Raw genomic sequence first — 11,631 nt, 5'->3', positions numbered from 1 at the left:
AAAAATGAAGCTGTTTACGTAAAGAAACAGAAAAAGCGAACGAAACATTCCTCCCAGCAATTTGGAAGGAGCGTTTCGCTCGCTTTTCTTTTGTCTCGTTTCGATCATCAAATGTCTGGCTTGCTTTTTACGTTTGTGATGGCTTTTCTTATTTTCTTCAAAGATTCGTTGGCTTTTTCTTCATTGTTGAACATGTAGGCGACATAAAGGGAATCCAAGATGCTCAGCTGTGTTATCCGGGAAGAAAGGGCTTCGGACCGATATTGTATCTCCTCTGATGTAGAGATGAAGCAGACATCCGCATATTTGGCCAACTCGGAAAGGGAGTAACTGGTAATGACGATGATTTTTCCGCCGTTCTCCTTGACGATTTTAGCCAATTGGATGGTCTCTTTTGTCAGTCCGGAATGGGAAATGATGATAGCGCAATCATTTTCAGTCAGTTTTGACGCCATCATCAGCTGGATGTGATAGTCGAAATTAAATTCACTTTTTATCGGTGCTCTGAGGAATTTGTGGTAAGCATCATAGGCGATCACGCCTGATCCGGAAATGCCGAAGAAGTAAACCGAATGGGCGGCATTCAAGATTTTTGAAGCTTTCTTGAAGGAGTCCGCATTCAAGAGATCCTTCGTATCCTGCAGGGCCTTGATGTTCGAATCGAATACAGTCCTGGCGATGGTCAATTCATCGTCGCTGGATTGGACATGCTCATAGATGGAAGGGTTATTGTTACTTTCCCCTGGCTTCGCCAAGGCGATTTTAAATTCTTGGATGCCAGCATAGCCCAATTTTTGGATAAACCGGAAAAAAGTGGAATCGGCTATGCCCAGCGTATCGGAAATGGTGCTGATCGTTCCATGCATCACCGCATCTGGATTTTCAATAATGAAATCCGCTATTTTTTTTTGCCGGTCATTCAAATCTCGATAGATCGATTTTATTTTTATGGCTATTGTATTTCGGTTCATCGGCCTTCCTCCTTATAGCAAATTATTACCACACCCGGAAAACGGTTACATTATCGAAGCGGAATAGTTTAATAATACCATTTATTAAACAAAAAAAGAACAGGTCAGTCAAGTCTAGAATTTAAAAATAGAATAATATTCTTTTTTTTGACACAAAAATTAAAGAGGCCTCCGTTAAAGAACCTTTATTTAAAGGGTTTTTTTGTATTTTTGAATTTAGTATTCAATTAACTCAAGTGATTTTCGAAATAAAAAAAGAAAAATATTCCATTTTCCTATTGATAAAAATAGAATATTCCGTATAATAAAGGTATCAAACATATGGAGGCGCTATCATGGAGATAGGAGTTGTCGGGTTAGGCAAAATGGGTTTGAATTTGGCTTTGAATTTATTGGATCATTCGCATGATGTATTCGGTTTCGATACATATGATGCTGCAAGAGCAAATGCAGCTGCGGTGGATGTCGCGGTAAAAGGGTCATTGGACGATCTGTTGGACAGCTTTTCGGGTAAAAAGATTTGTTGGCTGATGTTGCCTGCTGGAGACATCACCGGGGCAGTAGTTGACGAATTGGTTGAAAAATTATCCGCTGATGACATCATTATTGAAGCGGGCAATTCCAATTATAAGGATTCTGTAAGGAGAGCGGAAAAAGCGCAACAAAAAGGAATTCATTACTTGGATGTCGGGACTTCCGGTGGTATGTCGGGGGCAAGAAATAACGCGTGTTTAATGATAGGAGGAAATGAAAGCGCATTTAAGGGGATGGAAGATGTGTTCGCGGAAATATCCATAACGGACGGCTACCTTTATGCAGGGGGATCTGGAAGCGGACATTACTTGAAGATGGTTCACAACGGGATTGAGTATGGCATGATGCAAGCTATCGGTGAAGGTTTCCAATTAGTAAAAGAAAGCAAGTATGATTTCAATCTGGCAGACGTCGCTAAAGTTTGGGACAACGGTTCCGTTATCCGCGGTTGGTTGATGGAATTAAGTGAATCCGCTTTCCGCAAAGATGCTGACCTCAGTTCCATCAAAGGTGTTGTGGCGGCATCCGGCGAGGCGAAATGGACAGTCGAAGAAGCTTTGGAATTGGGAGTGCCTGCGCCCATCATCACGTTGTCGTTGATGATGCGCAACTATACACAAGAGGAAGACAGTTTTTCTGCAAAAGTCGTCGCTTCATTGAGAAATGAATTCGGTGGCCATCAAGTTGTTCCGGTGGAGGAGTAAAGCACAATGACTCAAGAAAATAAGATTGCGATCGTCAATTCAAGCAGTTTCGGGAAAATATTTGATGCGCATCTGGATAGGTTGGGAAAACTTGGACAAGTCGCTCGCTTCGATTTTGATAGTTCGATCGAAGGGAAAGAGTTGGCTGAAGCACTAGAAGGCTACAATATAATCATTGCGAGTGTGACACCGTTTTTCACAAGTGAATTTTTTGAACACAAAGATGAACTGAAGTTGATTACGCGTCATGGGATCGGGTACAACAATGTAGATTTGGAAGCCGCCAAAGCGCATGGTACGGTTGTGGCAATTGTCCCACCGTTAATCGAACGCGATGCAGTTGCCGAAAATAATGTTACCAATCTACTTGCTTTGATGCGACGTACAACCGAGTCGGCGGCAGAAGTAAAAAACGATGGTTGGGAAAACCGGGCCAAATTCATAGGCAACGGGTTATGCGGGAAAACGGTGGGCGTAATCGGTGTCGGCAATACCGGAAGCCGAGTGGTTGAAATATTGCACTATGGTTTCAGATGTGAAGTGTTGGGAGTCGATCCGAATAAAACCGAGTTGGAGATCAATATTTTTGGCGGTGAAAAAGTGACATTGGACGAACTATTGGAACGCGCTGAAATCATTTGCCTGTGCGCCAGTCTGAACGATACAAACTACCATATCATTTCCAAAGATACGATTTCCAAAATGAAAGACGGCGTCTACCTATCCAACTCGGCTCGTGGGGCACTCGTGGATGAAACGGCAATCATCGAAGCAATCCAATCTGGTAAATTGTCTGGCTATGCAACCGATGTGTTGGAAGTTGAACCGGGACGCAGTGATCATCCTTTCCTGGCGTATCCGAATATCATCATGACCCCCCACACATCCGCCTATACAATGGAGTGCCTCGAAGGGATGGGAGATAAATGTGTTTCCGACTGTGAAGCAATAGTTGAAGGGAGGATGCCTCAACGGGTAATGCAATCAGTCAGTCCCTATATTACAGAATGACGGAGGTGTGTAGAGTTGGATACAGCTGTAAATGTAAAAGTTGGGCCGCAATTTTATAAGTATGGCCAAGGTGCGATGGAAATGATCCCTGACATACTGAATGAATACGGAGCGAAACGGGTGTTGATCGTTCATGGCACGATTTCGTGGCAGAAAGCAAGCCCCTATCTGAAATTTTTGGATGACGACTTCACGATCCGATACGAGCAATACAACGGTGAGTGCAGCTATAACGAAGGAGAGCGATTGGCCAAGTTGGTCGCTGACAGCAAAGCCGACTTTATTATCGGCGTAGGCGGAGGGAAACTGTGTGATTTAGTGTACTACGTCGCTTCCTTAACGAAAAAACCTTTTGGTGTCGTTCCGACACTGGCCAGCAATTGTGCGCCTTGGGCACCGTTATCCGTCATGTACAAAGACAACGGACTAGCCGAAGGGAAAACGGAACACTATAAAAGACAAACCGCTTTTTTGATTACCGATCCCACACTGGTCATCGATGCTCCGATAAATTTCTTTATCGCAGGCATTGCAGATACCTTAGCGAAGTGGTACGAATCCGATATGATATTGGAGCAGCCGCAGTTTGAAGATAATAATTTTTTGATGCTGGCGCGCCATTCGGCAAGGATTTGTAAGGATGTCATAGCTGAAGACGGTATCAAGGCCATCGAAGATATGCGCAAGGGGATTGTGTCGACAGAATTTATCAAGGTATCTGAAGTTATCTTCGGAGTTGCAGGATTGGTTGGGGGATTCGGCGACAAATATGCCCGTAATACTGCCGCTCATGCCATTCACGATGCCATTTCAGCCTATTTGCCGGGGGTCCACAACTATTTGCATGGTGAAAAAGTGGCGTATGGTATTTTTTATCAATTGGCTCTGGAAGGGAAATGGCAAGTCATTGATGAGTTGATCCCGATGTACGAAACCTTGCATTTGCCAAAATCATTGACTGAAATGGGCGAGTATCCTTTATCGGAAGATGCGCTGAATAAGATAGCAGCATTAATCGACAGAAAAGAAAAAGTGCACTTATTGCCGATTACGATCAATGAAGCAGTCTTGAAAAAAGCAATAATAGATTTAGAAAAATATATAAATACGGAGGTATAAACAATGGAAAATATTACCGCAATGCAAAGTTTGTTAATTGCACTTTGGGTAGGGGCAGTCATGTCACGTGCATTTTTAGGGGGAGCAACATTAACTTTACGTTTTTCCCCTTTGATGACGGGTTTGGTCGCAGGTATTGTAATGGGGAACGTTCCACAAGCAATGATTATCACAGCAGCGATTCAGCTGATTTATATGGGGGTTTTCTCTCCAGGGGGAACGATGCCTTCTGAACCATCAATCGCAGCAGCGATCGCGGTCCCGGTTGCTTTGATGGGGAACTTGCAGCCTGAAGCAGCAATAGCTGTAGCTGTACCAGTAGGTTTATTGGGTGCTTATCTTTACCAATTCAGATTTTTCATCAATACGTTTTTGGGTAAATATACCGATAAAGCCGTAGAAGACTTGAATGACGGTGGAATCGTAAGATCAATCATCGTTTATCCAACGATTGCTTCTTTCCTGTTATTTGTACCGTTAGTGTTCGTTGCCTTGTACTTTGGCGCGCCAGTTATTGCTGATGTCATCACCGCTCTTCAAGGTACGGTTGTGTTCCATATTCTTGAAGTTGTTGGTGGCGGTCTAGCGGCTATCGGTATTGCCACAACGATTTATGTTATCGGCCGTAAAGACTACATGGTTTTCTTCTTGTTAGCATACTTGATGAGTGTTGTATTAGCTTCCTTATCAATCACGATGGTAACCTATGCCATTGTTGGCGCTCTAATAGCAGCCATTTTCGTGTTAAGCAAGGGACAAGCTGCAAAAACATCTTCTGCTTCCGCAGGCAGTGTAGCGTATGATGACGAAGATGATGACGATTTCTAAAAAGCATGCAAATTGAAAGGAAGATGAAAAAATGATAAACGCTAATCTAGATGCTAAAGAAAAAACAATGTTAGCACCAGAAGAAATAACCGTTAAAGATGTTACGAAAACCTATTTACGCTGGCACTTGGCAAATGAAATCCCTCACTCATTCGAACGTTATTTAGCGCCTTCGCTCCTTTATGCGATGATGCCGATTCTGCGCAAACTGTACAAAGATGATGATCAATTAAGAGCCGCCTATAAACGCCAATTGCTGTTCTTCAATACGCAACTGTCATGGGGTGGTGGAGTCATCACAGGGCTGATGTCTTCGATGGAACAAGAACGCGCCAAAGAGATTGTGAATGGCGAAGAAGTTACCATGACTGACGATCTGATGTACAATACGAAAGCAGGTTTAATGGGGGCTTTGGCAGGGATTGGCGATTCGATCGACTCAGGGACTGTACAATACATTTTTATCGCTATCGCTGTTCCTTGGGCACAAATGGGTAGCCCGATTGGCGCCTTGTTCCCATTCGTCGCTTTTGCTCTTTACCAAGTATTGTTAGGCGTCTTCTTTGCACGAAGCGCATTCAAGACAGGTAAAAATGCAACGGGTGTGATGCATAGTGCTGGGATTCAGACTGTTATCGAAATGTTGTCTATTCTAGGGATGTTTATGATGGGGATTTTAGCCGGAAACTATGTTAAAGTTTCGTCAAGCTTAAAATTTGCAATCTCAGGACGGCCGTTTGTTCTTCAGGAAATACTGGATAAGATAATGCCTGGTATGTTGCCGCTGGCTGTTGTTCTGGGTGTATACTTCTTCTACGTCAAGAAAGGTCTGAAGGTAACGCGTGCATTAGTAGGGTTGACGTTGATTTTGATTGTTCTGGCTGGCATAGGTATTCTATAAAAAGGTCAATAAGAAAGGAAAGTGTAAAAAATGGGAGTTGTAAATTTAGCGCGCGTAGATGAGAGGCTGATCCATGGTCAAGTCATGTTGACATTGTCTCAAAGAAACGGGGTCAATTCGATCTTTGTAGTGGATGATGTTGTTGCCAAAGATAAATTCATGAAAGATTTATACAAGAGTGCGGGCAGCCGTACCGGGCAAAAAACAATTGTCATGACTGAAGAAAAGTGCGAATTCTATTGGGATGAGTTCAAATTTAAAGAATATAGCTGCATCTTGATCACGAAAACAGTGACGGGCATTTATAACCTGGTTAAACATGGTGTTCCGATCAAGGATCTGAACATCGGTGGAATCGCTAAAAAAGGCGATGATGATATTTTGGTCACAAAATCAGTTTATCTGAACAAAGCGGATGCACTGAAATTAAAAGAATTAAACGAAGAGTATGGTGTCGAAAACATTTATTTCCAAGCAACACCATCTGCGTCAAGTACCAGCTTAGCGGATGTATTAAAGCAATTCGGTTTATAAAATAAGTCCTGCCGGAAAAGCAGTTATTGAAAAATAGCTGCTTTTCTCCAGCGGGAAATGCAGTGACCAAAATGACAGGTGGCAAATAATATGCAGCAAAATGAAAAATTTAAAGATTGGTTATTCCGATATCAGTCCATTTATCGTGTACGTCGCACTGAGAAGAGCAAACAGCGGTTTCTCTCGGCATTGGTGACGGATCTTTCTGAGATGCGGGAAGATGTAAAAGTGATCGAGTACAATCGTCAAAAAAAATATGCTTCAAGGAACGTTTACGTTGGCGATATCGATAAAGCGGAACAGATCATTTGCACGTATTATGACACGCCGATCCAACATTTTGGTCCTTATATTTTATTTGATCGAGAAGAACAAGAAAAACGAACAACCAGATTCATTATAGTCAGCTCTATCTTGATGATTCTGGTAGGAATTGTCGGGACGCTCCTTTACATGCAACACGCAACGGGTGCGGTTGACTTGATCTCAGTTAGTACCTTGTTCATCGCTCTTGCTTACGGTGTCTATTTCTACTTGTTAGGCAAGATCGCGAAGGGATTATCCAACCGAAAGACGTTGATTCGAAATACTTCGTCTGTTCTTGCTATGTTGGCGATGATCAGCGAGGCAAAGGGAGAGAAAACGGCCTTCGCTTTTGTGGATGAAGGGAGTTTTGGTGAAAGTGGTTTGGAAGCATTGCGTACGCCTCGCAATAAGAAAGCGAAGATTTTCTTTTTGGATTGCGTAGGCGCAGATGCACCGCTGCATGTAATCGGTAATGATGTTTCTAAGGCGAAATTATCGGCATTAAGTATCGATCATCAGTCGTCAGACCAAAGGATCAATTTTATCTTCAGTGCAAAAACTTCGGAAAAAGAACAAAAAACGCGCTTTTATCTGGATAAGTCGGATTTGAACGGAAAGAATTTAAATATGGAAAACATAAAAAAAGTTGTGGAATTGTGTAAATAGGTGGTTATCAAACGGCCAGGCATATTTGCCTGAACCATAAGGATAATCTATTTTCAAACCCTGTTCTATAACGAAGGAGGATTATCAATGTTAGGAATCGTTGTTGCAACACATGGTTCGTTAAGCGACGGACTGAAAGATTCAGCGGAAGTGATTTTTGGTGCAACCAATAACCTCGCAACGGTGAATTTGAATCCAGGAGATGACGTGCAGGAATTAGGCACAAAAATTAAAACTGCCATTCATGAAGTAAACCAGGGTGAAGGGGTCATCGTATTTGTCGACCTGATCAGCGCCAGTCCATATAATCAATCGGTTCTTGTGACAAATGGTTTAGAGAAAGAACTGCAAGATTCTGTTTACGTCATCGGCGGGGTAAATCTGCCGATGTTATTGGTAGCAATCAACCATCAACTCTTAGGAACGCCAGTCGAACAAGCCGCTGAAGCAGTGGTGGAACAAGGAACGGCCAGTATAAGTATTTGGCACGCATCCATGGTGGTCGATGATGCAGAGGACGACGATACTTTTTAAAAAAAAGAAAAGGGTGATGTATAGTGAAATGGGGATTTAGATGGTACGGAGAAAAGGGCGATACGATTCCGTTGAAATATGTCCGTCAGATACCGGGAATTAACGGTGTTGTGGGCACACTTTTGACAAAAATGCCTGGTGATGTGTGGGAAGTTTCTGAAATCCAAGAATTGAAAGAGTCCGTTGAAAAAGGAAAGCTTGAATTATTGGGGATCGAAAGTGTGGCGATCCATGACGCAATCAAAGCGGGAACGCCTGAACGCGATCAATACATTGAGAACTACATCCAGACAATCAAGAACTTGTCCCAATGCGACGTTCGCATGATTTGCTACAGCTTCAAGCCGATTTTTGGTTGGGCAAAAACAGACTTGTTCTATGAAAACAAAGATGGCAGTTTCTCTCTTGTATACGATCAAGCTGTCGTGGACAAGATGGAACCGGCTGATATGTACAAACTGATCCACAGCCAATCGAAAGGCTTCAGCCTGCCTGGTTGGGAAGAAGAGCGCTTGAATAAATTCGGAAAATTGGTAGAAATGTACGAAGGCGTTACGGAAGAAATCTTATTTGAAAACTTGAGCTATTTCTTGAAAAAAATCATTCCAGTATGTGAAGAGATGGATGTCAAGATGGCGATTCACCCGGATGATCCGCCATTTGAACTATTCGGTTTCCCTCGCATCACGAAGAATTTGCACGACCTGAAAAAGATCCTCAGCATTGTGGATTCTCCATACAACGGACTCACGCTCTGCACAGGTTCCCTTGGAGCTGAACCAAACAATGATATGGTTGAAATCATCCATGAAGTCGGTGATAGAATCAATTTTGTTCACTTCCGCAATGTCGAATTTTTGGGAGAACGCAAATTCAGGGAATCAGCACATTTGAGCGCGGATGGTTCATTGGATATGTACGCCATCATGAAAGCTTTAGTGGATGTCGGGTTTGACGGCGTTATTCGTCCCGACCACGGGCGTACTGTTTTTGGCGAGGTTGCAATGCCTGGTTATGGGTTGTACGACCGCGCAATGGGCATTACGTATCTGCAAGGATTGCATGAAGCAATCACGAAGGCAAAAGGATAAATTTTCCTTGTGCCGGAAAGTGGGAGTCTAATATGTTAGCAAACATGGAACACGAAATTTATCGACAAATCGAAGAAACAAAATTGCTGCCTCTTTATACTGCAACGGATCTCTCCTGTTTAGATCGATTGGAAGAGATTCTGGTCAGAAACGAGGTACGGTTCATTGAAGTGACGTTCCGAAGCAACTTAGCCTTGGATGCCATCAAGAAATTAGCTCAGTCTGGCGAGCTGATTGTTGGCGCAGGAACGGTGAGGACATTGGCGGAAGCGAAAAGTGCTGTTGAAAATGGCGCGAAGTTCATCGTTTCGCCGGCAATCGTTCCGGACGTAATCGCGTACTGTATCGAGCGGGATATCCCCGTATTCCCTGGAACGGCTACTCCTGGCGATATTCAACGCGCTACGGAGTATGGCATCAAAGTGGTGAAATTTTTCCCTGCGGATATTTACGGCGGGCTGAAAGCGATCAATGCATTGAGTGGCCCTTTCTACGATGTCAAGTTCTTGCCGACTGGCGGGATCAATGAAGAAAACTTTATGGAATATATCCAAAATGACCACATAGTAGCGGTGGGCGGGTCCTTTATCATTTCTGAATCAGCCATCAAAAAAGATGATGGCAAAACAGCTGATAAAATACTGAAAACATTGGTGGATAAAATGAGGTCCTAGAAAGTATCGGATCAGAATTGTGAGCTTTTTCACTTTTGGCTTTCGGGTGGTTTGGAGCGCGCACATGGATGGAAAAATAAAAATGAACCTTTGCTTGGGGCAGACGTCCGCTCGTTGTTGCATCATTGTTATGAAACCAATTGCATTGTAAAAGGGCTGCTGTAAAAACGATTCTTAGCAAATCATGCTAAGTTTAGCAGCGTAATAGCACGATGGTGTTGTTGCTCTACCACCAAAAATAGCCGGGTGCTCCGCGATTCATTTCGCGAGTATTCGGCTATTTTTTCGATTTTTCGGCGCACGGCTTACTGTAAAAGGGATGCTGTGAAGAAAACCAAGCGTTATCATGGCTGCTTCGCTTTGTTATCCAACGGAAAGATGGATGCCATGACCGAATGGGAGTAATCATAGAAACAAAGATCCCATTGAGAAAGTCTTCGGTAATAGTAAAGGCTGCTTGAATCTTCGCCGCCTGCATGGTTATGTGCTGGCGGGAATTCAGGATAGATGCTCTTGAATAAGTGCTGCCGCACTCTTATGACTTCAGTCATGAGTTAGGCGGTACGGTCTTTTTCCTTGCTTTATCTTTGGTGAACGCCTGTTCTAAGGTGTATAATGGAGCCAAAGAGGTAGAGGTGAGTATCATGCTGAAAGCCTATCAGTTCCGTTTGTACCCCAATCGCGAACAGAAAATCTATTTCGTCAATTGTTTCGGCTGTGCAAGGTTCATCTTCAACCAAATGTTGGCCGACCGGAAAGAAATCTACGAAACATACAAAGACGACAAAGAACTGCTAAGAAGCATCAAGCCGAGGACCTATACGTCCTTCAAAGAGGACTTTCCGTTCCTGAAAGAGGTGGACAACTTGGCCTTGGCGAATGCCAGCCAAAACCTGAATAAGGCTTACCAGAACTTTTTCCGCGACAAATCAGTCGGTTTTCCGAAATTCAAAGCCAAGCACAAGTCAAAGGCGTCCTACACCACAAATAATCAGGGCGGAAACATCCGCATCGAAGACGGAAAAATCAAACTGCCGAAAATCGGCTTCGTCACAATCAAAAAGCACCGGGATTTTGACGGGCTGATCAAGTCCTGTACGATTTCCATGAACAAGGCAGGCAACTACTTCATTTCCATTCTGGTGGAACAGGAAACGCCCGAATGGATACCGGCGGAACACAAAATCGGCATCGATCTGGGCATTTCTGACTTCGCCATCACCACAAACGATGCCGGGGAATCCGTGAAATATGCGAACCCGAAATGTTTGTCCCGGTCTGAAAAGAGAGTCAAGAAAGCCCAAAGGGCGTTGTCACGCAAGAAAAAAGGCAGCAAGAACCGGGAAAAGGCACGCTTGGTGGTGGCAAGAAAACACGAAAAAATTGCGAACCAACGCAAGGACTTCTTGCACAAACTCTCCAACCAAATCACGGACGAAAACCAAGTCATCGTGATCGAGACGCTGCGGAGTTCGAATATGATGAAGAACCACAAACTTGCGAAAGCGATTGGGGATGTCAGTTGGTTCGAATTCAGCCGGCAATTGACATACAAAGCCGAATGGAAAGGCCGAACGCTCATCAAGGCGGACAGGTTCTACCCGTCCACCCAACTTTGTTCCGCTTGCGGACGTCGGGACGGCAAGAAAGCCCCGCATATCCGCGACTGGACGTGTCCGGATTGCGGCACATTCCATGATCGGGACATCAATGCCAGCATGAACCTTTTGGCGTTAGCCAAGTAAGAGAAAAACAATG

12 protein-coding genes are annotated in these 11,631 nt (G+C 43.7%); 11 read left to right on the top strand and 1 reads right to left on the bottom strand.

Translation table 11 applies throughout. The annotated features are described in order from the left end of the window. Positions 1 to 107: 107 nt before the first annotated feature. On the bottom strand, positions 108 to 971 hold the full coding sequence (locus BM101_RS11305; protein ID WP_087033716.1) for a MurR/RpiR family transcriptional regulator: 864 nt from the start codon (positions 969 to 971) through the stop codon (positions 108 to 110). A gap of 335 nt (positions 972 to 1,306) precedes the next feature. Here BM101_RS11305 and gnd point away from each other — a divergent pair, with 335 nt between their 5' ends. From gnd to tnpB, 11 genes are all read left to right on the top strand, one after another. Beyond that, positions 1,307 to 2,209 carry a phosphogluconate dehydrogenase (NAD(+)-dependent, decarboxylating) gene (gnd, locus tag BM101_RS11300; protein ID WP_087033715.1) on the top strand — a complete coding sequence of 301 codons (903 nt, stop codon included), beginning with the start codon at positions 1,307 to 1,309 and terminating at the stop codon, positions 2,207 to 2,209. Between the two features lie 6 nt (positions 2,210 to 2,215). After that, a complete protein-coding gene (locus tag BM101_RS11295; protein ID WP_087033714.1) occupies positions 2,216 to 3,220 on the top strand; it encodes a D-isomer specific 2-hydroxyacid dehydrogenase family protein in 1,005 nt (334 codons plus the stop codon). Positions 3,221 to 3,235: 15 nt separating this feature from the next. Next, positions 3,236 to 4,339 carry an iron-containing alcohol dehydrogenase family protein gene (locus BM101_RS11290; RefSeq protein WP_087033713.1) on the top strand — a complete coding sequence of 368 codons (1,104 nt, stop codon included), beginning with the start codon at positions 3,236 to 3,238 and terminating at the stop codon, positions 4,337 to 4,339. A 3-nt stretch (positions 4,340 to 4,342) separates the two neighbouring features. Beyond that, complete coding sequence (locus BM101_RS11285) at positions 4,343 to 5,167, top strand: PTS mannose/fructose/sorbose/N-acetylgalactosamine transporter subunit IIC (protein ID WP_087033712.1); 825 nt, start codon at positions 4,343 to 4,345, stop codon at positions 5,165 to 5,167. A gap of 31 nt (positions 5,168 to 5,198) precedes the next feature. After that, on the top strand, positions 5,199 to 6,068 hold the full coding sequence (locus BM101_RS11280; RefSeq protein WP_087033711.1) for a PTS system mannose/fructose/sorbose family transporter subunit IID: 870 nt from the start codon (positions 5,199 to 5,201) through the stop codon (positions 6,066 to 6,068). 30 nt (positions 6,069 to 6,098) lie between these two features. Beyond that, positions 6,099 to 6,602 (top strand): PTS system mannose/fructose/N-acetylgalactosamine-transporter subunit IIB, encoded by a 504-nt coding sequence (locus BM101_RS11275; RefSeq protein WP_087033710.1) that lies wholly within the window; start codon positions 6,099 to 6,101, stop codon positions 6,600 to 6,602. Positions 6,603 to 6,692: 90 nt separating this feature from the next. Further along, a complete protein-coding gene (locus BM101_RS11270; protein ID WP_087033709.1) occupies positions 6,693 to 7,574 on the top strand; it encodes a hypothetical protein in 882 nt (293 codons plus the stop codon). Between the two features lie 87 nt (positions 7,575 to 7,661). Then, positions 7,662 to 8,108 carry a PTS sugar transporter subunit IIA gene (locus BM101_RS11265; protein ID WP_087033708.1) on the top strand — a complete coding sequence of 149 codons (447 nt, stop codon included), beginning with the start codon at positions 7,662 to 7,664 and terminating at the stop codon, positions 8,106 to 8,108. 23 nt (positions 8,109 to 8,131) lie between these two features. Then, complete coding sequence (uxuA, locus tag BM101_RS11260) at positions 8,132 to 9,199, top strand: mannonate dehydratase (RefSeq protein ID WP_087033707.1); 1,068 nt, start codon at positions 8,132 to 8,134, stop codon at positions 9,197 to 9,199. Between the two features lie 32 nt (positions 9,200 to 9,231). Next, entirely contained in the window at positions 9,232 to 9,873 is a 642-nt protein-coding gene (locus BM101_RS11255; protein ID WP_087033706.1) for a bifunctional 4-hydroxy-2-oxoglutarate aldolase/2-dehydro-3-deoxy-phosphogluconate aldolase, read from the top strand. A gap of 644 nt (positions 9,874 to 10,517) precedes the next feature. Beyond that, on the top strand, positions 10,518 to 11,618 hold the full coding sequence (gene tnpB, locus BM101_RS11250) for an IS200/IS605 family element RNA-guided endonuclease TnpB (RefSeq protein ID WP_093399866.1): 1,101 nt from the start codon (positions 10,518 to 10,520) through the stop codon (positions 11,616 to 11,618). Positions 11,619 to 11,631 lie beyond the last annotated feature (13 nt).

It is taken from the genome of Trichococcus palustris, from assembly GCF_900114465.1.
GTDB lineage: Bacteria > Bacillota > Bacilli > Lactobacillales > Aerococcaceae > Trichococcus > Trichococcus palustris.
Note: the sequence above shows the minus strand (reverse complement) of the source record. Positions and strands in the feature narration are given on the sequence as shown.

Bases quoted from the DNA above. Each gene is read 5' to 3' on its own strand.
- BM101_RS11305 (WP_087033716.1), bottom strand. From the start codon at position 971: ATGAACCGAAATACAATAGCCATAAAAATAAAATCGATCTATCGAGAT.
- gnd (WP_087033715.1), top strand. From the start codon at position 1,307: ATGGAGATAGGAGTTGTCGGGTTAGGCAAAATGGGTTTGAATTTGGCT.
- BM101_RS11295 (WP_087033714.1), top strand. From the start codon at position 2,216: ATGACTCAAGAAAATAAGATTGCGATCGTCAATTCAAGCAGTTTCGGG.
- BM101_RS11285 (WP_087033712.1), top strand. From the start codon at position 4,343: ATGGAAAATATTACCGCAATGCAAAGTTTGTTAATTGCACTTTGGGTA.
- BM101_RS11280 (WP_087033711.1), top strand. From the start codon at position 5,199: ATGATAAACGCTAATCTAGATGCTAAAGAAAAAACAATGTTAGCACCA.
- BM101_RS11275 (WP_087033710.1), top strand. From the start codon at position 6,099: ATGGGAGTTGTAAATTTAGCGCGCGTAGATGAGAGGCTGATCCATGGT.
- BM101_RS11270 (WP_087033709.1), top strand. From the start codon at position 6,693: ATGCAGCAAAATGAAAAATTTAAAGATTGGTTATTCCGATATCAGTCC.
- BM101_RS11265 (WP_087033708.1), top strand. From the start codon at position 7,662: ATGTTAGGAATCGTTGTTGCAACACATGGTTCGTTAAGCGACGGACTG.
- BM101_RS11255 (WP_087033706.1), top strand. From the start codon at position 9,232: ATGTTAGCAAACATGGAACACGAAATTTATCGACAAATCGAAGAAACA.
- tnpB (WP_093399866.1), top strand. From the start codon at position 10,518: ATGCTGAAAGCCTATCAGTTCCGTTTGTACCCCAATCGCGAACAGAAA.